Source organism: Sphingobium xenophagum (assembly GCF_002288285.1).
Taxonomy (GTDB): Bacteria; Pseudomonadota; Alphaproteobacteria; order Sphingomonadales; family Sphingomonadaceae; genus Sphingobium; species Sphingobium xenophagum.
The window spans coordinates 180,537-203,470 of record NZ_CP022746.1 but is presented as its reverse complement, the minus strand read 5'-3'; the positions used below and the strand labels follow the sequence as shown (position 1 = coordinate 203,470).

25 protein-coding genes are annotated in these 22,934 nt (G+C 63.7%); 13 read left to right on the top strand and 12 right to left on the bottom strand.

Annotated elements, in window-relative coordinates; translation table 11 throughout:
* The first annotated feature begins 17 nt into the window (after nucleotides 1-17).
* The 3 genes from CJD35_RS15820 to CJD35_RS23095 are packed head-to-tail and all read left to right on the top strand — an operon-like array spanning nucleotide 18 to nucleotide 1,670.
* Nucleotides 18-860, top strand: a complete 843-nt coding sequence (locus CJD35_RS15820; RefSeq protein WP_017183042.1) for an SDR family NAD(P)-dependent oxidoreductase — start codon at nucleotides 18-20, stop codon at nucleotides 858-860.
* Between the two features lie 34 nt (nucleotides 861-894).
* Complete coding sequence (locus CJD35_RS23100) at nucleotides 895-1,365, top strand: hypothetical protein (protein WP_017183041.1); 471 nt, start codon at nucleotides 895-897, stop codon at nucleotides 1,363-1,365.
* Between the two features lie 29 nt (nucleotides 1,366-1,394).
* Nucleotides 1,395-1,670: a hypothetical protein gene (locus tag CJD35_RS23095; protein WP_241763639.1), complete on the top strand. Its 276-nt coding sequence runs from the start codon at nucleotides 1,395-1,397 to the stop codon at nucleotides 1,668-1,670.
* A 4-nt stretch (nucleotides 1,671-1,674) separates the two neighbouring features.
* On the opposite strand, the gene CJD35_RS15810 is transcribed toward CJD35_RS23095, so the two are convergent.
* Nucleotides 1,675-2,307, bottom strand: a complete 633-nt coding sequence (locus tag CJD35_RS15810; RefSeq protein ID WP_017183039.1) for a glutathione S-transferase family protein — start codon at nucleotides 2,305-2,307, stop codon at nucleotides 1,675-1,677.
* A 159-nt stretch (nucleotides 2,308-2,466) separates the two neighbouring features.
* Between CJD35_RS15810 and CJD35_RS15805 the strand changes: the two genes are divergently transcribed.
* The 3 genes from CJD35_RS15805 to CJD35_RS15795 are packed head-to-tail and all read left to right on the top strand — an operon-like array spanning nucleotide 2,467 to nucleotide 4,562.
* The gene (locus CJD35_RS15805; protein ID WP_241763638.1) at nucleotides 2,467-3,279 is read left to right on the top strand and encodes an SDR family NAD(P)-dependent oxidoreductase; all 813 of its coding nucleotides are present in this window, start codon (nucleotides 2,467-2,469) and stop codon (nucleotides 3,277-3,279) included.
* Nucleotides 3,280-3,295: 16 nt separating this feature from the next.
* Nucleotides 3,296-3,676: a VOC family protein gene (locus CJD35_RS15800; RefSeq protein WP_017183037.1), complete on the top strand. Its 381-nt coding sequence runs from the start codon at nucleotides 3,296-3,298 to the stop codon at nucleotides 3,674-3,676.
* A 58-nt stretch (nucleotides 3,677-3,734) separates the two neighbouring features.
* A complete protein-coding gene (locus CJD35_RS15795; protein ID WP_017183036.1) occupies nucleotides 3,735-4,562 on the top strand; it encodes an SDR family NAD(P)-dependent oxidoreductase in 828 nt (275 codons plus the stop codon).
* Between the two features lie 15 nt (nucleotides 4,563-4,577).
* On the opposite strand, the gene CJD35_RS15790 is transcribed toward CJD35_RS15795, so the two are convergent.
* The gene (locus CJD35_RS15790) at nucleotides 4,578-5,672 is read right to left on the bottom strand and encodes a phosphotransferase (RefSeq protein ID WP_017183035.1); all 1,095 of its coding nucleotides are present in this window, start codon (nucleotides 5,670-5,672) and stop codon (nucleotides 4,578-4,580) included.
* 141 nt (nucleotides 5,673-5,813) lie between these two features.
* On the opposite strand from CJD35_RS15790, the gene CJD35_RS15785 reads away from it, so the two are divergent.
* Complete coding sequence (locus tag CJD35_RS15785; protein ID WP_017183034.1) at nucleotides 5,814-7,028, top strand: aromatic ring-hydroxylating oxygenase subunit alpha; 1,215 nt, start codon at nucleotides 5,814-5,816, stop codon at nucleotides 7,026-7,028.
* 67 nt (nucleotides 7,029-7,095) lie between these two features.
* Here CJD35_RS15785 and CJD35_RS15780 read toward each other — a convergent pair whose 3' ends face one another.
* The 5 genes from CJD35_RS15780 to CJD35_RS15760 form a co-directional block, all read right to left on the bottom strand.
* Nucleotides 7,096-8,244: a protein kinase family protein gene (locus CJD35_RS15780; protein ID WP_017183033.1), complete on the bottom strand. Its 1,149-nt coding sequence runs from the start codon at nucleotides 8,242-8,244 to the stop codon at nucleotides 7,096-7,098.
* 137 nt (nucleotides 8,245-8,381) lie between these two features.
* A complete protein-coding gene (locus tag CJD35_RS15775; RefSeq protein ID WP_017183032.1) occupies nucleotides 8,382-9,524 on the bottom strand; it encodes an epoxide hydrolase family protein in 1,143 nt (380 codons plus the stop codon).
* 15 nt (nucleotides 9,525-9,539) lie between these two features.
* A complete protein-coding gene (locus tag CJD35_RS15770; RefSeq protein ID WP_017183031.1) occupies nucleotides 9,540-10,634 on the bottom strand; it encodes a phosphotransferase in 1,095 nt (364 codons plus the stop codon).
* Nucleotides 10,635-10,637: 3 nt separating this feature from the next.
* Nucleotides 10,638-12,215, bottom strand: coding sequence for a phytoene desaturase family protein (locus CJD35_RS15765; protein ID WP_019052456.1), 1,578 nt, complete (start codon nucleotides 12,213-12,215; stop codon nucleotides 10,638-10,640).
* 26 nt (nucleotides 12,216-12,241) lie between these two features.
* The gene (locus tag CJD35_RS15760; protein WP_017183029.1) at nucleotides 12,242-13,078 is read right to left on the bottom strand and encodes an SDR family NAD(P)-dependent oxidoreductase; all 837 of its coding nucleotides are present in this window, start codon (nucleotides 13,076-13,078) and stop codon (nucleotides 12,242-12,244) included.
* Nucleotides 13,079-13,304: 226 nt separating this feature from the next.
* Between CJD35_RS15760 and CJD35_RS15755 the strand changes: the two genes are divergently transcribed.
* The 3 genes from CJD35_RS15755 to CJD35_RS15745 are packed head-to-tail and all read left to right on the top strand — an operon-like array spanning nucleotide 13,305 to nucleotide 15,653.
* Nucleotides 13,305-14,555, top strand: a complete 1,251-nt coding sequence (locus CJD35_RS15755; RefSeq protein ID WP_241763637.1) for an acyl-CoA dehydrogenase family protein — start codon at nucleotides 13,305-13,307, stop codon at nucleotides 14,553-14,555.
* A 17-nt stretch (nucleotides 14,556-14,572) separates the two neighbouring features.
* Entirely contained in the window at nucleotides 14,573-14,938 is a 366-nt protein-coding gene (locus CJD35_RS15750) for a nuclear transport factor 2 family protein (RefSeq protein ID WP_017183027.1), read from the top strand.
* 7 nt (nucleotides 14,939-14,945) lie between these two features.
* Complete coding sequence (locus tag CJD35_RS15745; RefSeq protein WP_017183026.1) at nucleotides 14,946-15,653, top strand: TetR/AcrR family transcriptional regulator; 708 nt, start codon at nucleotides 14,946-14,948, stop codon at nucleotides 15,651-15,653.
* 54 nt (nucleotides 15,654-15,707) lie between these two features.
* Here CJD35_RS15745 and CJD35_RS15740 read toward each other — a convergent pair whose 3' ends face one another.
* Entirely contained in the window at nucleotides 15,708-16,154 is a 447-nt protein-coding gene (locus CJD35_RS15740) for a hypothetical protein (RefSeq protein ID WP_244917290.1), read from the bottom strand.
* Between the two features lie 109 nt (nucleotides 16,155-16,263).
* Between CJD35_RS15740 and CJD35_RS15735 the strand changes: the two genes are divergently transcribed.
* The 3 genes from CJD35_RS15735 to CJD35_RS15725 all read left to right on the top strand — a co-directional run bounded on the left by CJD35_RS15735 (nucleotide 16,264) and on the right by CJD35_RS15725 (nucleotide 19,453).
* On the top strand, nucleotides 16,264-16,983 hold the full coding sequence (locus CJD35_RS15735) for a GntR family transcriptional regulator (protein WP_241763636.1): 720 nt from the start codon (nucleotides 16,264-16,266) through the stop codon (nucleotides 16,981-16,983).
* Between the two features lie 2 nt (nucleotides 16,984-16,985).
* Nucleotides 16,986-18,149, top strand: a complete 1,164-nt coding sequence (locus CJD35_RS15730) for an acyl-CoA dehydrogenase family protein (RefSeq protein WP_017183023.1) — start codon at nucleotides 16,986-16,988, stop codon at nucleotides 18,147-18,149.
* An 80-nt stretch (nucleotides 18,150-18,229) separates the two neighbouring features.
* The gene (locus CJD35_RS15725) at nucleotides 18,230-19,453 is read left to right on the top strand and encodes a cytochrome P450 (protein WP_019052452.1); all 1,224 of its coding nucleotides are present in this window, start codon (nucleotides 18,230-18,232) and stop codon (nucleotides 19,451-19,453) included.
* 44 nt (nucleotides 19,454-19,497) lie between these two features.
* Here the strand turns inward: CJD35_RS15725 and CJD35_RS15720 are convergent, their stop codons facing one another.
* The 4 genes from CJD35_RS15720 to CJD35_RS15705 form a co-directional block, all read right to left on the bottom strand.
* Nucleotides 19,498-20,097, bottom strand: a complete 600-nt coding sequence (locus tag CJD35_RS15720) for a malonic semialdehyde reductase (protein ID WP_019052451.1) — start codon at nucleotides 20,095-20,097, stop codon at nucleotides 19,498-19,500.
* A gap of 10 nt (nucleotides 20,098-20,107) precedes the next feature.
* Nucleotides 20,108-20,692: a gamma carbonic anhydrase family protein gene (locus CJD35_RS15715; protein WP_017183020.1), complete on the bottom strand. Its 585-nt coding sequence runs from the start codon at nucleotides 20,690-20,692 to the stop codon at nucleotides 20,108-20,110.
* 4 nt (nucleotides 20,693-20,696) lie between these two features.
* Nucleotides 20,697-21,617, bottom strand: coding sequence for a quinone oxidoreductase family protein (locus tag CJD35_RS15710; RefSeq protein ID WP_019052450.1), 921 nt, complete (start codon nucleotides 21,615-21,617; stop codon nucleotides 20,697-20,699).
* 88 nt (nucleotides 21,618-21,705) lie between these two features.
* Nucleotides 21,706-22,932, bottom strand: coding sequence for an acyl-CoA dehydrogenase family protein (locus CJD35_RS15705; protein WP_017183018.1), 1,227 nt, complete (start codon nucleotides 22,930-22,932; stop codon nucleotides 21,706-21,708).
* Nucleotides 22,933-22,934 lie beyond the last annotated feature (2 nt).

Genomic DNA, 22,934 nt, shown 5'->3' with positions numbered 1-22,934 from the left:
AAGGACAGGAGCAGGATATGAGCGAAAAGATAGTACTGGTGACAGGCGCGACGCGCGGGCTGGGGCGCGGCATGGCGCGGGGCCTGGCTTCGCGCGGTCATGTGGTGGCGATCACCGGACGCGACGAGGCGCAGCTTGACGCGGTCGTGGGAGAAATCGAACAGTCGGGCGGCAAGGGCATCCCGCTGTTATGCGAGCACCGGGATGATGATGCGGTCGAAAGAGCGTTCGCGCAACTGGCCGAGCGGACGGATGGCAGGCTGGACCTGCTCGTCAACAATGCCGCCGCCGTTTACGGCCTCGACCTGGTCGCGCCGGGCGGCTTCTGGGAAAAGCCGCTCAGGTTGGCGGACATGATCACCATCGGCCTGCGTTCCAGCTATGTCGCGGCGTATCATGCGGCGCCGTTGATGGTGGCGGCGGGCAGGGGGCTGATCGCCAGCATTTCCTTCTATGGCGCGGTATCCTATTTTCACGGGCCGGCCTATGGCGCGGCCAAGGCGGGAACGGACAAGATGACCGCCGACATGGCGGTCGATCTCGCGCCGCACGGCGTGTCCGTCGTGTCCTTCTGGCCGGGCTTCATCCTCACCGACGCGGTGAAAGCCATGCCGCCTGAAATGATCCCCGAAGACCTGCGCGCCGCCATGCCCCATTGGGAAACGCCGGAATTTTCGGGCCTGGTCCTGGATCGCCTGGCGCAGGACCCGGACCTTGCCGCCCTTTCGGGCCAGGCGCTGATCGGCGCGGAACTGGCGGAGCGGTACGGCATCAGGGACACGGACGGAAAGCAGCCCCTGTCCTATCGGGCGACGATGGGCGCGCCGACGTCTTTCGTGCCGCCCGTCCGGCAGGGCTGAGAGAACAAAAATCAGGAGAGGAAAGGCAAAAGCGATGATCGATGCCGTGCTGGTCGTGCTGACCAAAGCCGTTCCGGGCCGGGAGGCCGATATGGAGGATCAGTACAGCAACATCCATATTCGCGATGCGCTGCGCTTCCGGGGATCGGTCACGGCACGGCGTTTCCGACTTGCCGGAGAGCAACCCTGTCCGCCCGACGGCTTCGACTGGCAATATCTCGCCCTCTACGACGTATTCGATCCGGTGCGCTTCAGTCGCGAGCATCTGGACAATGCGCTGACGTCGCGGATGCAGGTATCGGGCGCCATTGATGACAGCCTGCTCTATGACTTTCATTATTATCCGCTGCTCTTTCAGGACAATGATCCGGACGTCGGGCATTCCGGCGGCGTCATCCTGGAGGAACTGAACCCGCGGACGACGACGATTTCAGACGATTTTATGCGGAAAACTATTTTCGTGAAGCGGCCGCTCGACCCGGCGTCAAATCGGCTGCTTTCCTGACCTTTCGCACCTTTGGCCAGATGATCCCGATGACGCCCGACCATCGCTATGTCGCGATCTACAGAATCAACGATCCGGCGGCGGCCCTGGAAGCGTGGCGAGGCGCCGACACCCTGCTGGCGACCAGCGGCCTGTCCCAGCCTGATGGGATACGCATCACTCAATGGGATCCTGCGACACCCCGCCTTACCAAGGACGATGTTCAGCATCCGACCGCCGTCGGCCTGGCGGAGGAGGAGCGCGCCCGCGCGCATATGGGAGATCGGGTACGCACGGGCGGCGCGGAAAAGCTGGCGATGCGCTGATCTGTCAGGCGATCGGGGGATGATCGACAATGGCGCGCATCCGGCAATAGGCCGGACGCGCCGTCATCCGCCCGACATAGGCGGCGATGCTCTTATGTCCTTCCACGTCGACGGACATGAACAATCGCGTGGTGGTGAAGGGAAAGGTCATCATGATGTCGGCCGCCGTGAACCGGTCGCCCGCCATATAGGGGGCATGCGTTAGCCGGTCGTCGACAAGTTTCAGAAGGCGCAATGAATGAGCCCGACCTGCGACGCGGGAGGGATGATCCTGCGCGATGCCTGCCCGTTCGGCCATGATCTCCGTCACCAGCGCAGGCATCAGGGAGGATTCGGCGAAATGGAACCAGAAAAGATAGTCAGCATAGTCCGGAGCGCCGGGATTGGCGCGGAGCGCACCGTTCCCCTGTGTCGTGGCGAGATAGTCCATGACCGCCCCGCTTTCGGCGATGCGTTGTCCGTCGGCCTCGATCACTGGCGAAGAACCCAGCGGATGCAAAGCCTTGTAGGCCGGCTCCGCCGCGAGTGTTTCCAGACGCGCATAGAAGTGAATATCATAGGGACACTCTACTTCCTCCATCAGCCAGACCGCACGTTCAGAGCGGGACCGGTCGAGTTGAAAGATGGTGACGCTCATGAAGGGCTCTCCGCTTGAGGAGCGCCATAGATGCGCGGTTTATCAATTCCGCCAAACCTATCTTTGTCTAGGTATCGCCGGGCACCTGCCGTGGCAGCGTCCCGCTGCGGCGGAAGCCCGATGGTGCCGCGCCCATGACAGACAGGAGAGAAGATGCCCATGACGGATTTATCGGGACGGGTCGCTATCGTCACCGGATCGGGGGCCAATATCGGGGAGGCCTGCGCACGGGCCTTGGCAAAGGCTGGCGCGACGGTGATCCTGGCGGATATTGCGGCTGAACGGGCAGAAGCCGTCGCCCGGTCTATTCAAGCGTCGGGCGGGCAGGCGCAGGGGATGGCGCTCGACCTCGCGCAGGAGGACAGCATCACGGCGCTGGTAGCAGATGTGATGCGGCAGCATCAGGGCATCGACATCCTCCACAACAATGCCGCCGACACGCGGCTGGAGCAGATGGCGGCCGATGGTTCGCTTCTCGATCTCGACGCCGCGACCTGGGATCGCGCCTTTCATGTCAATGCGCGGGGCACGATGCTGATGATCAAGGCGGTCGCGCCACACATGATTGCGGGCGGCGGCGGCTCAATCATCAACACCTCGACCGGGGTGGCGCTGACCGGCGACATCAACAATCCGTCCTATTCCGCGTCCAAGGCAGCCGTGAACGCGCTGACCCGCAATGCGGCGGTGCAGTTCGGCCGATTTAACGTCCGGGTCAACGCGGTCGCGCCGGGCCTCGTGCTCTCCCCGCTGGCCCGGGAGATGATGACCCCTGAGCAGATCGCCATGATCCAGCGGCATGTCCTGCTCCCGCGCGAGAGCGTGCCGGAGGATATTGCCGGTGCGGTGCTGTTCCTGGCGTCGGATAGCGCGGCCTTCATCACCGGGCAGGTGATCGGCGTGGATGGCGGGATCGTTCATCATACGCCCTATGTCGCCGATATGCTGGAAGGCATGAGCCGGGCGCACTGAGCAGATAGAGGGCAGGATGGGCATCTTCACGCATGTCTGCCTTGGCAGCAACGATCTGGAGCGGTCCGCCCATTTCTACGATGCGGTGCTTGCGCCGCTGGGGATCGTCAATCTCGGTCCGTTTCTGGATCAGGGCGTCGGCTATGGGCGACGGCTGCCCGAATTGCTGATCCTGCGCCCGCTGCACGGTCGGGCGACATGCAGCAATGGTGCGACCTTGGGATTGAAGGCGCCGGATCGCCGCGCGGTCGATGACTTTCATCGCGCGGGTCTGGCTTCGGGCGGCAAGGATGCCGGGCAGCCGGGGCCCCGCGGCGCCGTGCCCCACGCCTATGGCGCCTATCTGCTGGACCCCGACGGCAACAAGATCTGCGCCTATTGTTTCGATCCGTCCTAGGCGGTTAGGTATCGCTGGTTGGCGCTCAGCGTTTGTCACGTGGATATAAGGAAGCGAAATGGTGGGATCCTTGGTTGGTCGCGTAGCGATCGTGACGGGCGCGGCGCAGGGCATCGGCCTGGAGGTGGCGACCGTGCTGGCCGAGAGGGGGGCGACCGTGATCCTTTCCGACATATTGGCGGATCGGGTGGAAGCGGCGGCGCATTCGTTACGCGGCAAGAATCTCCGTGCCGAAGCGGAGACGTTCGACCTGACCGGCGAGGACAGCATTTCCGCTGCGGTTGCGCGGATCGCCGGCCGGCACGGGCGGATCGACATCCTCCACAATAATGCCGCCTATCAGACGACCGAGCAGCGCGGGCTCGATCGTGATGTTGTCCATCTCGACACCGGCGCCTGGGACAGGGCCTTTGCCGTCAATGCGCGAGGGCCGATGCTGCTGTGCAAACATGCGCTGCCCATTATGATCGCCGGGGGCGGCGGGTCGCTCATCCATTCCGCGTCCGGTTTCGGCCTGTTGGGGGAAATGACGCTGACGGCCTATGGCGCGTCCAAGGCGGCGCTCATCAACCTCAGCCGCTTCCTCGCGACCCAATATGGCAAGCAGGGCATCCGCTCCAATGTCATCGCCATCGGCTTCGTCCTCAGCGAGACGGCAGTCGAAACGACGCCGCAAGCGGTCAAGGATGTGCTGCTCGACCATCATCTCAACCCCGAGTTGGGCAGCCCGCGCGACATCGCCCATGTCGTCGCCTTCCTGGCGTCGGACGAGTCCCGCTTCATCAACGGCGCGCTGATCCCGGTGGACGGCGGCTTTACCGCCCACCAGCCTACGATGGTCGATTTCCAGCGGCTGTTCGCCGCATCGGGGAGCAATCAGTTGTAGTCGGTCAGCGCGCCGTCAAAGCAGCGCGTCGACAAGCTTTGCGGTTTCGAGATCCTCATAGGCGGTGGTCAGCCGCAGATGATTCATGACGTTGATCTCCCAGCCATAATTGACAACGGGGGTCGTCAGCCAGCCGATATAGACGCCCCATATCAGGGTTCGCCGATATTCGGCCCAGGCATCGTCGAAGGCAGAAGGGCGTGCGACGCCTTCCTGCCCCAAGCGATCCAGATAATAGCCCAGAAGATCGCGCTCATGCGCCCGCCGGTCCGCAATGGAAAGGCCCGTGGTCACGATATAGTTGACGTCGTGCATCGCGTAGCCGCGCACCATGAGCTGCCAGTCGAGCAGGCCTGCCGTTCCGTCGGGCAGGCGGTAGCTGTTGCCGAGATGCGTGTCGCCATGCAGCAGCGTCTGGGGCAGGGTCGATTGATGTCGCTGAACCGCTTGCACACCCGCAAGCAGTTTGTCGGGCGTGGTGCGGAGCCGCTGCACCATTTCCCGTTTGAAATTTTCGGTCTCGACCTCATGCGCGATATAGGCGGGCGCGAGTTCGTTCATCATCGTTGCGACCGCGCCTTGGACATGGGTTTCGACCCAGGCCAGATCCGCGCCGAAGCGGGGTGATTCCCAGAAGCGCGCGTGCAGCCGGGCCAGCTGATCCAGCAAGGCCCGCACATCGTCCGGCCCGGTCCGCATGGTCGTGTTGGGGAAGGTCGCGCCCCGCACGCCCAGATCTTCGAGCAACAGCCCGAAATGCGTGGTGGAGGCACTGAAGTCGCCACCGAAACAGCGCGGCGCCTCGATCGCGAGTTCCGGCCGAATGCCCCGGTAGAAGCCCACTTCATTGGCGTAGAAGGGGGCCATGATCTCATCGACCGCCCGGGTCAGCTTGAGCACCAGGCGGTTGGGCAGGTCAGGGGCCGTGTCATCGCTATAGTCGACCTCAATCGCCACGCGCCCCGCCGTCGACACCATCTGCTCGCCATAGGTTTTGGCGTCGATGATGCGCATGTCGGTGACGGTTGCGCCCGTGCCCGCCGTGGCCAGTAGCTGATTGATATAATCGACGGTGATTCCGTCCGTGGATGTAGGATGTTTCAAGGCCATAAGCATACTCATCGGAACCGAAGGCTATCAGCTTGCCGGGACTATGACAGTGATGACCCTATCCAATTGCAGGTTCCTTGAACTGTGATGTGGCCAGTCTGATTGAAAAGGAGCCTGCGGGCTTTGATTCAGGAGAGAGCTATGCGTGAAGCTGCGTTGGAATTGCTCAACCGGACAATGGACGAGCAGTTGAAGCGATCCGAGCATCCCAGCGATTTTCCGGCCCTTCCTCCGATTCCAGCCGGGCGCTACACCGACCCGCATTTCGAAGCGCTGGAAAAGGACAGGCTTTGGAATCGCACCTGGCTGCTGGCCGGCATTGCATCCGACCTTCCCGCGCCCGGTTCCTACCGCCTGTTCCAGCACCTGGACCGGTCGGTCATTCTCACCCACGGCAAGGACGGTCAAATCCGCGCCTTTCACAATGCCTGCCGGCACCGCGGTTCCCCGCTTCTGCTTGAGTCACAGGGGCGCGCCATGCGCTTCATCTGCCCCTATCACGCCTGGGGCTACGACCTTGAAGGCACCCTCAAATCGGTTCCCAGCCAGCATGATTTCGCTTGTCTCGACAAGGCGGAAAACGGTCTGATCGAAGTGAAGTGCGATACCTATCGCGGCTTCATCTTCATCAATTTCGAGGACGACGCTGAGCCGTTGCAGAATTTCCTAGGGGAATTCGTGGCGCTGACGGAAGGATATCCGCTGGAGCGCATGGTGGTGAAGGATCATTTCTTCGTCGAAATGGCGTGCAACTGGAAAATCGCCTATCATAATTTCCTTGAGATCTATCATGTCAACACGGTCCATCCCACGACGCTGGCGCCGCATCTGGATTCGCGCAGTTTCGTGATCGCGCTTTATGAAGGCGGTCATATGCGGTTCGGAACGCGGAAGAAGGGCGGGGAGTCGCTGTTCAAGACCCCACCGGTCAAACCGGACGACATCGCGCCGGTATTTCTGGAAAATACGGTTGCGCTGCCGACCTTTCCCAACACATTTTTCTCGCTCGATCCGGTGGGGTTCAACCTGCAATGCTTTTGGCCGATGGGATCCGATCGGTCTGTCATGGAAGTGCGCCAGATGGGATGGGCGACAGACAGCGAGGAGGACAAGCTCTACTGGCAGGGGATGCGCACGGCGACCGAGCATATCCTGTCCGAGGATTTGTGCCTGTTCGAAAATATCCAGCAATCGCTGCGCAACGGGACGATCCCTTCGATCTGGGCCGGCTATCAGGAGCGCGCGCTTTACTGGTTTGAGGAGGAAATCGATCGGCGCATTGGGCCGGACCATGTGCCGGCCGACTTGCGCGTTCAGCCGCGCATCGCGTCCTTCATGGCGCCGCGCAGCGCCTGACAGCGCCTAAACGCCGCCGTTAAATCGATGCCCGTGCCGCGGTTCGAGCGCGGCACGGGCATGATCGTCATTCGCCCAACAATTTCCAGCTGCCCAGATCTTCGCCGGCAGCGAAGAACCGCTCGTTCATCGGCAGGCCGTTCTGGCCCCAATAGTCCATGTTCGCCACCCAGGCCTGGATGCCGTACATCACCCAGCGCGGGACCTGTTCCTTCCAGATGGTGTCTAGGTCGATGACATTGGTCGCGCCCTCTTGGATCAGGCAGTCGCGGTAATGGGCGATCAGGTCGCGATGATTTTGGCGACGCTCCTCGATCGTCAGCGATCCGACGGTGAAATAGGTAAGGTCGCGCCATGGCCGCCCGCGCCGGCCCAGTTGCCAGTCAACCCACATGCGCTCGCCATTGGGCAGGATGTAAGTGTTGCCCTGATGGCAGTCGCCCAGGATGATGCAATAGGGCGCGTCGAAGGCGCGCTCGAAGGCGACCAGCCGGTCATAGGCGCGCTCAACCCTGCGCGCGTCGTCCAGATAATGTCGGGGTGCGATGGCGCGGAAATTGGGGTCTTTCAAATTTTCTTCGATCCACTGCCACATGATGCGGACCTGATCATAATCGACCGGCACCGCCATGGATGTCGGCAGCCAGGGCGCCGCTTCGGGCGTGATCAACGGGCTTTCCCACAGGCCCGCATGCAGCTTTGCCAAATCCGCCAGCGCGGTCGCGACCCCGTCGACACCGGCATGCTGGGTCGAGTGGCCGAACGTGCCGCCCCGGTCGATAAGGTCTTCCAGCACGATAACGCCTCGCGCCGAGCCGTCATCGTCCCAGTCGGCATAATAGCATGTGGCCGTATTGGCTGTGAGCTTGTCCGTCAGGAAATGATAGAAGCGCGCTTCGAGCGCATGGATGTCGACATCATCGAACATGCCCGACCAGTTCGATTTGATGCACAGATTGCGCGGCAAGCCGGCGGCCCGCCCGGCATCATTCCAGTCCACCGCGACGCGCAATTTTGTGGTGTGGCTGTCGAACAGCTGCACGACCTCCATCGATTGCGCGACGACGCCCGGATATTTGTTGGCCACCAACGATCCCAGCCATGCGGCGTCGGGCGTGAAGCGACCGTGGGGCAGGGACGCGGTGCGGGCGGGATAGGGGCGGGGGACAAGATGCCGATCGATGACGGCAGGGGGGGCGATGGCAGGCTCGCTCATGCATTATCCTCTCTCTTTTGGACCGCGCCGCCGCTTTGCATCGGTGCAGTCATCCGGCACGATCCCGATGCGGAGGCGATTTTGATCGACGGAGGACGAATCGAGCCTGCCGTGCGGTAGGGGGATTGCGGCAGGCGCTACCCTTGCATCGCGCCGAAGCAGGCCCGCAATTCTGCGACGAACAGCGCCGGCTGCTCGAAGGCCGCGAAATGGCCGCCGGCATCCAGCTCGTTCCAATGCATGAGGCGCGGGTAGCTGCGTTCGGCCCAGCGCCGTGATGGACGGAAAATCTCCTGCGCGAAGATGCTGACGCCGACCGGCAGGTCCAATTGACGCGCCTGAAACGCATTGGCGCTTTCCCAATAGAGCCGCGCGGACGACGCGCCGCTGTTGGTGAGCCAGTAGAGGCTGATCACGTCCAGCATTTCGTCCCGTGTCAGAGCATTCTCCGGCACGCCCCGATTGTCTGTCCATGCCTGGAACTTCTCATAAATCCAGGCGGCTTGCGCCACGGGCGAGTCCGCCAGCCCATAGCCGATCGTCTGCGGTCGGGTGCCCTGCAGCTTGGCGTAGCCGGAATCATGTTCCTGATAATATTGCATCCGCTCGACCGTTTTGGCCTCGGCCGGGGTCAGGTCGGCAAAGTCGCTTTCCTCCGGGAATACCAGCGGCATGTTGAGATGGACACCGATACATTCGGGCGGCGCGGCCATGGCGATGGCGGTTGTGATCGCCGCGCCCCAGTCGCCGCCCTGCGCGGCGAAGCGGTCATAACCGAGGCGGCGCATGAGCTGGATCCAGCTTTGCGCGATCCTCTCGACGCCCCAGCCTGCGGCCGTTGGCTTGTCCGAAAAGCCGTAGCCTGGCAGCGAGGGGATGACGACATGGAAGGCTGGCGCGTCCGGCGCGCCATGGGCGGCGGGATTGGTTAGCGGGCCGAGCACCTTCAGAAACTCCAGCACCAATCCCGGCCAGCCATGGGTCAGGATCAACGGCAGCGCGTCCGGCCGGGGACTGCGTACATGGATGAAATGGATCGAAAGATCATCGATCGCGGTGGTGAACTGGGGCAGGGCATTGAGCGCCCCTTCGCACCGCCGCCAGTCATAGCCGTCCGCCCAATAGGCGCACAGATCGCGCAGCGCCGCCAGCGGGACGCCCTGACCCCAGTCGCTGACCGTCTCCGCCTCGGGCCAGCGCGTACGGCGCAACCTGAGGCGCAGATCGTCCAGTGCCGCCTGCGGAACATCGGCGCGGAAAGCCGTGACGGCGTCGCTCATCCGGTCATCCCTGCGTCAAAATTGCACGCCGAGCGCGGCGACGGTGCCCAGATCCTCGCCCGCCACGAAGATGCGCTCGACGATGTGCATGCCCTTCTGCCCCCATTCGTCCATGTTCGCGATCCACGCCTGCATCGCATAGGGCGGCCAGCGGCGATAATATTCCCAGAGCGTGTCGTCATCCGGCACGCCCAACGCCCCCGTTTCGACCAGGCAGTTCCGGTAGTGGCGCAGCAATTCGCGGTCATGGGCGCGCCGCTCCTCGATCGTGAGCGCTCCCAGAATGAAATAGGTGAAGTCGCGGATCGGCCGTCCCTTGCGGACCAGCTGCCAGTCGAGCCACACGCGCTCGCCATCGGGGCGGACATAGCTGTTGCCCTGATGGCTGTCGCCATGGACCAGGCACCATGGGCCCTGTTCCTTGGTCTGCGCGAAATCGATCAGTGCGTTGTAGACGCCATGCAGGCGCGAGAGATCGCCCTTGATCCAGCCCGGCAGGAAAGCCTGATAGTCCGGCTTGGCATGGTTTTGCTCGGCAAAGCCGTACATCATGGTCAGCTGCTGCGTGTCCACAGGTGTCGCCATGGAGACAGGCAGCCAATCGGCCGCGTGAAGGACCGGACTGTCCCAGAAGGCGCCATGAATGCGCGCTAAGCTGGCGACGCCGCGCGCGGCTTCCTCCACGCCCATATGGTCGGTGCTGATGCCGAAATGACCGCCCTCAATGGACAGATCCTCCATCACGACCAGTCCCTGGCCGCTGTCGGGGCGCGGATCCCATGCCTCGAAGTAGGAGCGCGGGGCGGGGAAGGCGACGTGGCGGCGGAAATCCTCATAGAAACGTGCTTCGAGGCGGCAGATGCCCTGGCTGTCGAACTGCGCCCAATTAGCCTTGAGGCAGACATTTCCGGGGATGCCGGCCGCCTTGCCGACGTCGTTGAGGGTCAGTTTCACCTGATATTTGGTGGTGTGGCTGTTGCGGAGGAATACCTCCTCCATCCCCTCGACCACGATGCCGGGATAGCGCGGTTGCATGATCTGGGTCAGCCATTGCGCCGTCACATCGTCGAGATGGGCGGGGATGCCGACAGGATTAGGTTTGCTCGACATCGCTTATTTGATCTTCTTGAGTTCGCGCAGCGCGCGGTTGGCCGCGATCCGCCCGGCAATGCCGGATACGCCCCCGCCCGGATGCGCGCCGGCGCCGCCGATCAGGAAGCCAGGGAAGGGCGGCTTGGGACCGCCGAAACCAGTGGCCGGGCGATGGACGCCCGAACGCAGCGCGCCGAAATCGATATGGGTCACGCAGCCATTGGTGACGTTGAGCCGCTTCTCCCGCTCCCGCGCGGTCTCGACGAAGCGGCCCACTTCCGTGTCCAGGCCGTCGTAAAATTCACCCAGATGACTGATGACAGATGTCATGGTCCGATCTTTGAGCGCGGGCGACCAGCCCTCCCGCGCGTCCACGGCGACGCCCGGCAGATAGACATAGGCGAGCGACCCGCCGGGAGGCGCCTGCGTCGGATCGGAATTGGACAATGGGCTCAGCGACATGGCGTGCCGGTGAGGGATGTCGCCGCGCCGCGCCGTGGCGAAGGACTCGCGCACTTCTTCCGGCGTGCCGATCAGGCCGACCGCCTTGTTGAGATCGGCGTCGTCATGCCGCAAATCCTGATGCTTCTTCAGGCGGAGCGGCCCGGACATGGCGATATTGGCAAGGAAGGGCGCCGCGTTCGAGCGGTTCGCGGGGGCATGTTCGATCCGCTGGGTCAGCGCCCGCGGAACGCCGCCGGGCGTCGTGAGCCGCATGGCGGTCCGGGGATCGCAGGCGGCGATGACCATCTTCGCGCGGATGACCCGGCCGTCCTCCAGCCGCACACCCTTCGCCGCGCCGTCATCGACGATGATCTCCGCGACGGGCGCATTGAGCTCGATCGTTGCGCCCGACGCCTCGATGCTGCGCGCGAGCGCGTCGGAGAAGGATTGCAGGCTGCCGATCGGCTTGCCGGTGCCATATTTGTGGGTGACGGCGAAGATCATGTAGGCGGCGGCATTGCCGTCGTCATCGACCGGACCCGCCCCCGCCGCGATGCCCAGCAGCAGGGCGATCGTCGCCGGATGCTCGAACCGTTCGCAGGCGATCTGGTCCGCCGTCGCCTTCGACATGGCGACCAGCTCGTCCTTCAGGCGGACATTGCGGACCGCGCTGCCGATCATCTTCGACAGGTTCTTCACGTCCGGCCGCCCCGGCTCCGCCATCATTAGCGGAAAACCGATGTCCATCATGACGTTCAGCGTCTTCATGAACTCCAGATAGGCCTTGCCATCATTGCGGTTGATGCGGGCAATATCCTCCGCCGTGCGGTGATAGTCGTAGAAGAGCGCGATCGAGCTGCCGTCGGGATGAAGATAGGCGTAGGTCGGATCGGGATCGACCGTGCGCAGCCCATATTTGGGCAGGTCGAAATCCTCGATGATGCCCGATTTACGGGCGAACAGCAGCTCGACGGCGCAGGGCGTCACCAGATGGTCGGGGGCTTCGGGGATCATATAGCCCGAACTGGTCATGCCGCCGACCTTGGCCAGACGCTCGACCACGACGACCTTCTTGCCGGCCTTGGCCAGATATCCAGCGGCGGCCATGCCATTATGTCCTGCGCCGATGACGACGACGTCGACCTGATCCGTCATTATCTCTTCCCCTTTTTTTTGCCCGGTCAGCCGTTCGCTGCGGCGGTATAGGCCTTGCCCCATTCGGCCAGCGCGACGAGGCGGGTCTTGCGATCGGCCTGGATCTGTGGGATTTTCTCCTCGTCCGGGCCATCGGGAACGATCACCAACGGTTCCTTGCCCAGGCTGGCTAGGGCGAGCGCGCAGACATCGGCCGGATCATAGGCAATGGAATAATCCATCCCGAGCCCCTCGGTCGCGCGGCGCAGGGTCGGCGTATCCATGATCGGGGCGGCGACGCCGACGATATCGACATTCTGCCCTTCCAGTTCGGCCCAGAGCGATTCGACGAAATTGAGCTCGAACGCCTTGGTCGCGGAATACATGACCAGCCAGGGCTGCCCGCCAAGGCCGGCGCCGGACGACATGACGACGACGCCACCCTTGCCGCGCTTCAGGAAGCGATTGCCAAAGCCATGCACCGCTTCCAGCACATTGGCCGCGTTCATGGTGAGCAGCCGAAGCGAACGATCGACGGGTTCGCCGAAGAAACTGTTGCCTGCGCCGTCCGCGCCGGCATTGGAAATGTAGAGGCCGATGTCCAGATCGGCGGTCGCCTCTACCAGTCGGCTTCCGGCGCCCTGTTCGGTGAGGTTGGCGGTGATGGCACGATATTCGACGCCATGCTCGGTTGCCAGCCGCTGACCCAGCGCATCGAGCGCTTCCTGCCGACGCGAGACCAGCACCAGATGGATGCCCATGGCGGCCAGCTGTTCCGCATAGCAGGCGCCGGTGCCTTCGGACGCGCCCGCGATGATGGCCCAGGGACCATATTTGTCGGCGAAAGCAGCGCGGTCAAAGGGCGGAAGGTCGATTTTGCGCATCGGGTGCAAGTCCTCTCTTGGTGCCGGCCTTACCGGCGCGGTTTGCGATTGCGCAGACCCTAGAAGAGGAGCGTCTGCCAACAGCCTATCGGGAGGCAGGGCGCGTCGAAACGAAAAGGCAACGGTCCGCAGGATGGCGGGACGGCCAAGACCAGTCGGACCGCGCTTGCGGTATAATGACAATAACGTCATTATACAGGGGAACGGGAGAGGAGCGATGATTCTGATGCGATCTGAAACGGTGGAAGAACGTCCGGCGTACGTGCGGCCCGTGGCCTTCGTGGCGGACCCTGTAGTCGTCGCCGCGTCGCTGCGGCCCTTGCTGGAGAACCATGCCGCCGCCTGCGAGCGCGAGCGGCGGATCGTTCCGGCGGTGATGGAGGCGTTGCGCGCATCCGGCCTGTTCCATATCACGGCGCCTGAACGCGCCGGTGGGCCAGGCCACAGGCTGACCACCCATATCGAGACAGTTGCCGAACTGGCCAAAGGCTGCGTCGGCACTGCCTGGTCCTATGGGCTGCTGTCAGGAATTACCGGAACGGCGTTCGCGCTGCCGCCGGCCATGACGGAGCGGCTGTTCCAGACCGGCGAGGAACTGTTTTGCAGTGCCTCCGCGCCTTCGGGCAAAGCGGTTGCGGTGCCGGGTGGCTATCGCGTGTCGGGGCGCTGGGGTTATGGATCGGGGTGCCTGCACGCCGATTGGGCGCTGAACGGCGTCATGATCGAAACGGATGCGGGTGTTGAACCGGCTCTGGCATTTCTGGATCTGCGCGACCCTGCCTGTTCGATCGAGGACAATTGGCATGTCGCGGGCATGGCCGGTTCCGGCAGCAACATGATCGTCGCGCGGGATCTGTTCGTGCCGGACAACCTGATCCTCTGGTCGTCGCGCACGCCGCCGGCCGAGGCGATCCTGGCGATGGAGGGGCTGGAGCCGCGCGACCGATGGCCGATGGAGCCGCTATTCCCGCTGGGCGTGCTCGCGCCGATGCTGGGTGCGGCGACGGCATTGCTCGAAGGCGTAGCCCAGGCGATGCCCAGGCGGCAGATAGCGGGCTGGACCTATGCCGGGCAGAGCGGTTCGGAGGCTCTGGTCGGCATGACCGGCCGCGCGGCGATGGAGATCGATTCGGCCTGGTTGCATGTTCGCCGTGCCGCCGGGATGTTGGACGAAGCGGCGCAATGCCGCGGGCTCACCGGCTTCGACAAGGCGCGGATCCAGGCCGATTGCGGCTATGCGATGGAATTGCTGCGCGCGGCGGGCAACCGGTTGATGGATGTCGCCGGGCCGGGCGCCTTCGCCCTTTCCAACCCCTTGCAGCGGATCTGGCGCGACCTGAGCGTCGGCACCCGTCACAATGCGTTGAACGGACAGCTTTCCATCGAGCTATATGGCCGGGCGATCACCGGTCTGCCATCCAATATCGCCCTGCTGCCCGATATCACGCCGGCCCCGACCTGGGCGAGACCGAAATGACAGGAGAAGCACATATCATGACACAACCGACCGCACAGGAAATCGCGACATTCCTGAAGGCTCAGGCCGAGATGTTCAGCGAGGGCCGTATCGACGATTTCATGGCGGCCTTCCGCGCGATCGCGCCGGGCGGATTCAAGGTGCAGGACCCGGCCACCGGCCCGGTGCAGGAAGGATGGGACAAGCTGGAGGCTCTGTGCGCGCAATATGTCGGATGGAAGCTGTTCGTCGAGGATGTGAAGGTGAGCGGCAACGAGGCGGTCATATATGTCCGCAACGAAGGCGAATATGAGGGGCATCCTGTCTGCGTGCACAGCATCGAACATTATATATTCGGGGAGGATGGCAGCCTGCTTGCGCGCTATTTCCACCCGATGCAATAGGGCGGCGATGTCCGACGCCGCGCCTGCACCCGCTGATGTCGATCCGCGCACGGCGGCGGCTGCGATCAGGCGCGCCCGGATGCGCGAGCGGCTGCTCGACGCCGTGCTCGACCTGTATCAGCCGGGGCAGGGCAGCGGTAGTCTGGTGATCGAAGACGTGATCCGCGCAGCGGACGTATCGCGCGGCAGTTTCTACAAATATTTCGAGTCCCTCGACGCTGCGGTGAATGAACTGGGCGAGCGGATGACCGCGGACCTGATCGCCGATTTCCGCAGGCTGTTCGACGATGTGACGGACCCGCTGGTCCGGGCGGTCGGCGGCGCGGCGATGGCGATGGCGCGGGCCTGGCATGATCCGCGATGGGGCGGCTTTACCTGCCGCGTCGACTATGTCGATTATTTTGCGCGGGCGAGCATGTTCGACCTGCTGGTGCGCGATGCGCTGAAGGCCGCGCGGGATGGCGGGCGGATGCAGTTCCGGTCGATCGACGTGGCAGTGGACCTGATCGTCGGCATGACCATCGAGGCGCGGCGGCGCCTGATGCTCCGGTCGGTCGAGCCCCGCGCCTATATCGACGAGATGGTCGAACGCACCTTCGCCGGTCTGGGAGCGGAACCAGCCGCCATCGCAGCGGCGAGCGTGCTGGCATGGGATATGATGATGCGGGCCGCGCCCGGCCTTGGCTGGTGGCGGAGCGGGGAGGGGCTTGGCTGACCGGCCGACCCGGACTGCAACCAGAGAGCATCGACTCCAGAAAAGGCCGAGGCGCTAGAGCTGGGTCCAGCAGGGCGTGCCGGCCTTGTTCAGCGGACCGCAGCTCGCGATGCGCGTCGCGCCGTTGGACGCGATCAGGACCAGCCAGTCGCCGCTATCTTCGCAGCGCAGCGCCCAGGCCGCGTTGGGGCCGATATCTCCCCTGAACAGGGATTTGGACGTGCGCGAACATGTCTGCCCTGCATCATGCATGAGCTTGGCAAAGGCAGCGCTGCGGCCGCTCGCATTCTGGGTTTCGATGGCGTTACTGTAGCTGTTGCGGCTGCTGCCCTGCCGCGTGATTTCGGCATAGCCGATCCGCGCGAGCAATAGGGCCGCGATCATCGATGTGGGTATCAAAGTCCACAGCATCGCCCGGCGAACATTGCCGCCAGCATGGCCGCAAGCGCGGCACCACCCGCCATAACCGTTCTGCGGCGTTTTGCATTTCGGGCATTTCATGCAGTGGCCCTATAGCGGTTCGCTGTCCCGACACCCTATCCTTGGAGAGGAACGGACCGTGTCCCCGTGCTGCATTCTATAGAATATGGAATCGCAGGATACAGCCTCCATGGACTATTGGGCATCGGCCCTTGACCGGCTTGCGTCGCCCGAGATTTTGCAATCCCCGGCGACGCGGCGCCAGGCCGTAGCGGCGGTGTTGCGATCAAGGATCGTGGCGGGTGTCATTCCGCCCGGCGCGCTGCTGCGGGAAACGGCGCTGGCGCAGGATTTGAATGTCAGCGCGACGCCGGTCAGGGAAGCGCTGGGCACATTGGCGTCCGAAGGGCTGGTGGAAGTCGAAACCCACCGGTTGAAGCGGGCGACGCCGATCGACCCTGACGTGACCCGCGACCTGATCCGTGTGCAGGCCGAACTGTGGCGGCTGGGTTATGGCTGGGGCATGCCCCGCATCGGCGCAGCGGAGATCAAGGCGCTGAAAAGGGCGATCGCGCGCTATAGCGCGGCATTGGCGAGCGGCGAATATATGGCCGCGATCATGGCCGGGCTCGATTTCCACACGATCTTCATCAAGGCCTCGGAAAGCCGCGAACTGTTACGGTCGACGCTGGACCGGCGCGGGCTGATCGCTCGCTTCATTTTTCTGCATGGCATCACGACCCTACGCGAAAGCGGCCTTCGCGAGCATGAGGCGATACTACAGGCGTTTCTAGCGGGCGATCGGGATGCCGTGCTGGCCTGCCTCGACCGGATGGCGGCGCGCCTGATCGCCCTGTGCGATGCCGAGGCCATGGCGGGCGCCGATCTGGACCGACTCCAAAAGGATTGACAATGGATTTCGAACTGCCCGAAGAATATCGCTCTTTCCGCGACATGGTGCGCCGATGGGTGAACAGTGAAGTGCCCAAGGACTGGGCGCGCGCGCTAGAAAAGGACGAGCATCATTATCCCTTCGCGCTGTGGGACAAGTTCACCGAAGCGGGTTTCCACGGCATCGGCATAGCGGAGGATTATGACGGGCAGGGCGGCGATGTCGTCATGCAGATGCTGCTGGCGCGGGAACTGGCCCGGTCGCTCGGCGGGCTGGCGTGGATATGGGGCATCACCAGCTTTGCGGGGTCCAAATCCATCGGGCTTTACGGATCGGCCGAACAGAAAGCGAAATATCTCCCGCTGATTGCGACGGGCCAGCTGAAGGCCGCGATCGCCTTTACCGAGCCGGGCGGTGGCACGGACCTGCTCGGCGCGATGGCCACCACGGCGGACCGGGTCGATGGCGGGTGGAAACTCAATGGCGAGAAGATCTGGTCCTCCTCCGCGCACGTCGCCGATTATCTACTGGTGATCGCGCGCAGCAGCAGGAGCGTCGAGAAGAAGCATCAGGGGTTGACCCTCTTCTGGGTGCCGACGAAGACGCCGGGCGTGACGATCACGCCGCTGGCCAAGCTGGGTATGCGATCGATGGGCAGCTGCTCCGTTCACTTCGAGGACGCGTTTGTCGCGGAAGAGCATGTTCTGGGTGAACCCGACAAGGCCTGGTACATGCTGCTGCCCACGCTCAACAACGAGCGCATCATGGTCGGCGCCTTCTGCCTGGGCGTCATCGATGGCGTGCTGGAAGACGCGCTCGACTATATGAAACAGCGCAAGGCCTTTGGCGGGATCATCGGCCGGTTCCAGAGCTTGCAACATTATGTCGCCGACATCGCGACCATGCAGAAGACGACCGAACTGATGCTGCATTATTGCGCCGACAAGCAGAGCCGGGGCGAGAATGTCGGCGTCGAGGCCAATATGCTGAAGCTCATGGCGTCCGAAAACGCCAATGCCGCAGCGGACATGGGCATCCAGATATTGGGCGGCATGGGCTATTCGGCGGAGACCGACATGCAGCGTTACTGGCGAGACAGCCGCCTGTGGCGCATCGGTCCCATCACCAACGAAATGGTGCGCAACGGCATCGCGGAAAGCCTGGGGCTGCCGCGATCCTTCTGAAGGACAGGTGCCTTGCGGGTGGCGGGCGGCCCAATGTCCGCCCGAAATTTCCGGCAAAGACGACAAGGAGAGCAAGTGCGATGATGTTTCCCGAGCAACCGATCCCCGATCATGTTCCGCCCGAACTGGTGAGCCGGGATTTCCCCTTCATCTTCGGCATGACGACGACAGAGGATCCGTTCGACGATCTGGCGATGCAGGTGCATGAGGGGCCCGACATCATCTATGCCGCCCACGCCTATCCGGGGGGCACGCCCGCCTGGGTGCCGCGGCGCATGGCGCATTTGCGCGAGATATATCTCGACACCGATCATTTCTCCTCGACCGACTTTTCGCCTTACTCGAAGCTGGTGGGGGGGAACTGGATCAACTCGCCAGCGGAACTTGATCCGCCTGCCCACGGGCCTTTTCGCCAGATGGTCAACCCGGCCTTCACGCCCAAGGCGATGGCGGCGCTGGAAGACAAGATCCGGCACTATGCGGTGGAATATATCGACGCCTTCGCCCCGCGCGGCCAGTGCGAGTTCATGGGCGATTTTGCCTTTGAATTCCCCATCAAGGTGTTCATGGAACTGATGGGCCTGCCGCACGATCGGATGAGCGAGTTCATGGAGTGGGAAATGAACCTGCTCCACAATCACGACCTGTCCAAGATCGCGGAGGCGACGCGTAGCGTGCTTGCCTATCTGGGCGGAGAGATTGAGGACAGGCGGGCCAATCCGCGCAATGATCTCATCAGCTTCGGCGTGCAGGGGCGGATCGATGGTCGGGCGCTGACCGACGACGAACTGCTGGGCTTCATGTTCAATCTGTTCATTGGCGGGCTGGACACGGTTTCGACCAATATGGGCCTACACTTCCGGCATCTGGGCAGCCATCCGGAGGATCAGGCCCATCTGCGGGCCAATCCGTCGGAAATCCCGCACGCCATAGATGAGCTGATGCGGGCTTATGGCGCGGTGACCACCTTCAGAACCTGCAAGAAGGAAACCGAAGTGGCCGGCATCCGCTTCATGCCCGGCGACAAGGTGGCGATGTCAACCACGCTCGCCGGCCGCGATCCGGCCGAGTTCGACGCGCCTGCCGAGGTTCGGCTCGACCGGCGGCCACGGCATGTCGGTTTCGGCTTCGGCATCCATACCTGCGTTGGCATGCATCTGGCGCGGCGCGAGCTGCGGATCGCGATGGAGGAGTTTCTCGCCCGCATTCCCGACTTCCGCATCGCCCCCGGCCATCAGGTGGAATGCCATCTGGGGATGATCCAGCCGGTCGCGCTGCCGCTGGTGTGGACGCCAGCAAGCTGAACGGGGAGGAGGCGTTCGCCTTGCGGCGGACGCCTCGCCCGGCATCAGAGGTCCAGGCAGGCCTCTTCGAAATCCAGCCGGGGGTTGCGGGGAAAGAGCCCGTCCGGGTTGCCATAGCCGATATTGCACAGGAAATTGCTCTTCCACCGGCCGTCCGGGAAAAATTCCGCGTCGGTGCCGACCTGATCGAAGCCGGACATCGGGCCGCAATCCAGGCCTAACGCCCGCGCCGCCATGATCAGATAGGCGCCCTGGAGCGTCGAGGAGCGCGCCACCGTATCCGCAATCAGCGCTGCCTTGCCCTCGAACGTGCTGCGCATGTCGCGGGAGGGGAAAAGTTTGTCATAAAATTCGTAGAACCGGGTGTCGCCCGCGACGATCACGGTGCAGGGCGCCTGCATCACCTTGTCCACATTGCCCGCGCTTAGATGGGGTTTGAGGCGTTCTTTGGCGGCGGCGGAACGGACGAACACGAAACGGCCCGGATTGCTGTTTGCCGTCGTCGGCCCCCATTTGGCGAGATTGTACAGGCGCCGGACGGTCTCGTCCGTAACCGGCCGGGCGGTCCATTGATTATGGGTGCGAGCATCGCGGAACAGCAGGTCCAGCATGGCGTCTCTGGCAATATCGGTCGTGTCCGGCATGATCGCTCTCTTATCCTGTGGTGGCTTCGCCGATGCCCCGGTTATCCCAGCCTGCAGCTTCGCGTGCAAGAATGGCATCGGCTTCGCCACCCAGCTTCGCCATGTCGGCATGCTCCCAGATGCGATGGGCGCCTGTGGCATAAGCGCGCCCATTGTCCCGATAGAGCAAGGCATCGACGACGTTCGCGCGCAGCTTGTCGATGCGGCGGACAACACGGCCGGGCGTGCCCATGACAAGCGAATGGGGTGGGATCACGCTGTCGGGCGGCAGGAAACTGTGTCCGGCGACGATCGAGCCGTGCCCAACGACGCAGCGCTCCATGATGGTCGCGCCGATACCGATCAGGCAGGCAGGCTCTATGGTGCAGCCATGGACCACCGCGCGATGGCCGATGGTGCAATAATCGCCGATGATCGTGGGATCGTCCCAGCCGATATGGATCATCGCATGATCCTGTACGCTGGCGCAGCGCCCGATCGAGACATGCGCCCGTTCGGACCTGAGGACGGCATAGGGCCAGAGGCTGCAATCGTCGCCCAGCCGCACATCGCCGAAAATGCGGACGGTAGGGTCGATAAAGGCAGGCGCGTCCATGGGATCAGCGGGTGATGACGATCTTGCCATGGGGACTGCCGGCCTGCGCCGCCCAGGCCTCGGCGGCATCGGCAAAGGCGTAGCGGGTTGTGTCGACGGTCAGGCTCCGCGTCATCGCCATGGCGATCAGCCGGTCATAGGCGGCGCGGCGCTCGCTGGCGGGGCGTTGCCCGGTGCCGACGCCGATATGGCTGCGGAAGACGAGATCGCGTAGGGACAGCGTGACCGTCGGTCCGGCCTGCACGCCAATGCTCATCATGCGCGCGCCGGGCCGCGTGGCGCGCATCGCCGCTTCAGCCGGCGGACCATAGATGATGTCGAGCACGACGTCATAGCCACCTTCCGAGACCGCTTTCAGCGCCGCCTCGTCATCGCCCTCGCCCAACAGGGCGATCGCATCGGCATGACCGGCGGCCTGCATGGCCTCCAGCCGTTCGCGGCCGCGCGCCGCCGCCACGACGCGGCCCGCGCCCAGCAGCCGGGCGACCTGCGCGCCGATCTGCCCGACAGGGCCGGTCGCGCCGAGAATGAGGACGGACTCGCCCTTCGCGATCCGCGCCTCTTCCAGAGGGATCAGCGCGCCGGTGCCGGAGATGGCGAGGGCGATCAGCTGGTCGTCGGAAAGGCCGTCTGGAGCAGGCCAGATTTCCTCCTCGGCCACAAGCGTGCGTTCCGCGATCGCGCCGAAGGGCGGCCTGCTATGGCCGAAGTAGACGCGGCTTCCATCATCCAGATGCCCGACACCCTCGCCGCCGGGCACATAGGGCGCATCGACGGGACCGAAAAAGCCCTTCGCGCGCATGAGGTCCGTGGGCCCGATTCCGGCGGCCGCAACGTCGATGACGCGATGGCCGGGCTGCGCGGTCGGTTCGGGATGATCGGCCAGCGCGAAGCCGCCATCGCTGTCGATCAGGGCGGCCCGCATGGCATTCCCCTATGGTAGTGATGGATGCGGCCTGGCCGCGGAGAAGAGAAGGTCGCCCGTTGGGAAAGGGGCGACCCTTCTTTCGACCTCAATAGGCGCCCGGGGGAGAGATCGGATCGGCGCCGGTCAGGTTCCGGCCATAGATTTCATAGCCGATGGTCGGGATATTCTGGATGTGCCGCAGCGCCATCGAAATGTCCCGCCAGTAGCGGTTGATCGGCTTGTCCAGCGCAAAGCCGGAGGAGCCGGCCTGGAACATCAGCGACTCGCTGGCGCCATGAACCAGTTCGATCATCTGCGCGCCGCCTGCGCGCTGTTTCGCCTTTTCCGCCAGGGTGAATTCTTCGCCCAGACCGACGCGATCCAGCTTGGCAGTCAGGTCGAACAGGATCAGCTTTGCGGTGTCGATCATCGCCGCCGCTTCGCCCAGATCGCGCATATAGGCGCCTGACTTGGTGCGCGGGCCGATAATCGTCGTCAGCACCGGCTTTTTGGGAGCCTCGGCGGTGACGATCTCCAACATGGCCTCGACCGCGCCGATCAACTGAGCGATGCCCGTGGTGCGGACGACCGGGACGGCGGGCAGCAGATCGGAGGGCGCGCCGAAATGGCGCTTGGTCCGGTCGATCTGGCCGGCGCGTTCATCCATCAGCACCATCTGGGCTTCGGGAATGAATACATCCTTGGCGACCGCCGTGTCGGAGCCGGTCCCCTGCATGCCCGAAACGAACCATGTGTCCTGGATGGTCATGCTGTCCATCGGCAGATAGCACATGCTGATGCCCGGAACGACCGGGCCGTCATACCCCTCCAGCACGACGCCCTGCTGCGCCCATTTCGACTGCCGCGACCCGGACATATAGGGCCATGAGCCGTTGATGATCCAGCCGCCGTCAACCTTGCGGGCCTTGCCCGGCGGGTTGTAGGCGCCACAGACCGGCTGGGGACCGTCGCCGAACACAGCGTCCTGCACGCCGTCGGGCGCAAGGCTGGTGATCCAGCTTGTGCCGTTGATGATCTGGATCACCCAGCTGATCGCCGGATCGCCCTTGGCGATTTCCATCTGCACCCGGCAGAAATCTGTCGGGGAAAGGCCCATGCCGCCCAGCCGTTGCGGCAGCAGCATGCGCAGGAATCCCTCTTCCTTGAGCATCTTGTCGACGGCGGGCGTGGGGCTGCGCCGCTTTTCGCCCTCGGGCGCTTCGCCCTGCAGGAAAGCGCGCAAGCTGCGCGCCTTTTCCACCATCGCGTCAGCGACAGCCTTTTCGGCAAAACCGCACTGGATCTCATTATCCACCTTGGGGGCAGTAGCCATCA

What these genes read in the sequence shown, in the direction of transcription:
- CJD35_RS15735 (WP_241763636.1), top strand. Translation starts at nt 16,264, where the DNA reads ATGGACTATTGGGCATCGGCCCTTGACCGGCTTGCGTCGCCCGAGATT.
- CJD35_RS15730 (WP_017183023.1), top strand. Translation starts at nt 16,986, where the DNA reads ATGGATTTCGAACTGCCCGAAGAATATCGCTCTTTCCGCGACATGGTG.
- CJD35_RS15790 (WP_017183035.1), bottom strand. Translation starts at nt 5,672, where the DNA reads ATGGCCTTGAAACATCCTACATCCACGGACGGAATCACCGTCGATTAT.
- CJD35_RS15750 (WP_017183027.1), top strand. Translation starts at nt 14,573, where the DNA reads ATGACACAACCGACCGCACAGGAAATCGCGACATTCCTGAAGGCTCAG.
- CJD35_RS15710 (WP_019052450.1), bottom strand. Translation starts at nt 21,617, where the DNA reads ATGCGGGCCGCCCTGATCGACAGCGATGGCGGCTTCGCGCTGGCCGAT.
- CJD35_RS15805 (WP_241763638.1), top strand. Translation starts at nt 2,467, where the DNA reads ATGACGGATTTATCGGGACGGGTCGCTATCGTCACCGGATCGGGGGCC.
- CJD35_RS15760 (WP_017183029.1), bottom strand. Translation starts at nt 13,078, where the DNA reads ATGCGCAAAATCGACCTTCCGCCCTTTGACCGCGCTGCTTTCGCCGAC.
- CJD35_RS15715 (WP_017183020.1), bottom strand. Translation starts at nt 20,692, where the DNA reads ATGGACGCGCCTGCCTTTATCGACCCTACCGTCCGCATTTTCGGCGAT.
- CJD35_RS15720 (WP_019052451.1), bottom strand. Translation starts at nt 20,097, where the DNA reads ATGCCGGACACGACCGATATTGCCAGAGACGCCATGCTGGACCTGCTG.
- CJD35_RS15780 (WP_017183033.1), bottom strand. Translation starts at nt 8,244, where the DNA reads ATGAGCGAGCCTGCCATCGCCCCCCCTGCCGTCATCGATCGGCATCTT.
- CJD35_RS15740 (WP_244917290.1), bottom strand. Translation starts at nt 16,154, where the DNA reads ATGAAATGCCCGAAATGCAAAACGCCGCAGAACGGTTATGGCGGGTGG.
- CJD35_RS15785 (WP_017183034.1), top strand. Translation starts at nt 5,814, where the DNA reads ATGCGTGAAGCTGCGTTGGAATTGCTCAACCGGACAATGGACGAGCAG.
- CJD35_RS23100 (WP_017183041.1), top strand. Translation starts at nt 895, where the DNA reads ATGATCGATGCCGTGCTGGTCGTGCTGACCAAAGCCGTTCCGGGCCGG.
- CJD35_RS15820 (WP_017183042.1), top strand. Translation starts at nt 18, where the DNA reads ATGAGCGAAAAGATAGTACTGGTGACAGGCGCGACGCGCGGGCTGGGG.
- CJD35_RS15755 (WP_241763637.1), top strand. Translation starts at nt 13,305, where the DNA reads ATGCGATCTGAAACGGTGGAAGAACGTCCGGCGTACGTGCGGCCCGTG.
- CJD35_RS15810 (WP_017183039.1), bottom strand. Translation starts at nt 2,307, where the DNA reads ATGAGCGTCACCATCTTTCAACTCGACCGGTCCCGCTCTGAACGTGCG.
- CJD35_RS15795 (WP_017183036.1), top strand. Translation starts at nt 3,735, where the DNA reads ATGGTGGGATCCTTGGTTGGTCGCGTAGCGATCGTGACGGGCGCGGCG.
- CJD35_RS15705 (WP_017183018.1), bottom strand. Translation starts at nt 22,932, where the DNA reads ATGGCTACTGCCCCCAAGGTGGATAATGAGATCCAGTGCGGTTTTGCC.
- CJD35_RS15770 (WP_017183031.1), bottom strand. Translation starts at nt 10,634, where the DNA reads ATGTCGAGCAAACCTAATCCTGTCGGCATCCCCGCCCATCTCGACGAT.
- CJD35_RS15775 (WP_017183032.1), bottom strand. Translation starts at nt 9,524, where the DNA reads ATGAGCGACGCCGTCACGGCTTTCCGCGCCGATGTTCCGCAGGCGGCA.
- CJD35_RS15725 (WP_019052452.1), top strand. Translation starts at nt 18,230, where the DNA reads ATGATGTTTCCCGAGCAACCGATCCCCGATCATGTTCCGCCCGAACTG.
- CJD35_RS15800 (WP_017183037.1), top strand. Translation starts at nt 3,296, where the DNA reads ATGGGCATCTTCACGCATGTCTGCCTTGGCAGCAACGATCTGGAGCGG.
- CJD35_RS23095 (WP_241763639.1), top strand. Translation starts at nt 1,395, where the DNA reads ATGACGCCCGACCATCGCTATGTCGCGATCTACAGAATCAACGATCCG.
- CJD35_RS15765 (WP_019052456.1), bottom strand. Translation starts at nt 12,215, where the DNA reads ATGACGGATCAGGTCGACGTCGTCGTCATCGGCGCAGGACATAATGGC.
- CJD35_RS15745 (WP_017183026.1), top strand. Translation starts at nt 14,946, where the DNA reads ATGTCCGACGCCGCGCCTGCACCCGCTGATGTCGATCCGCGCACGGCG.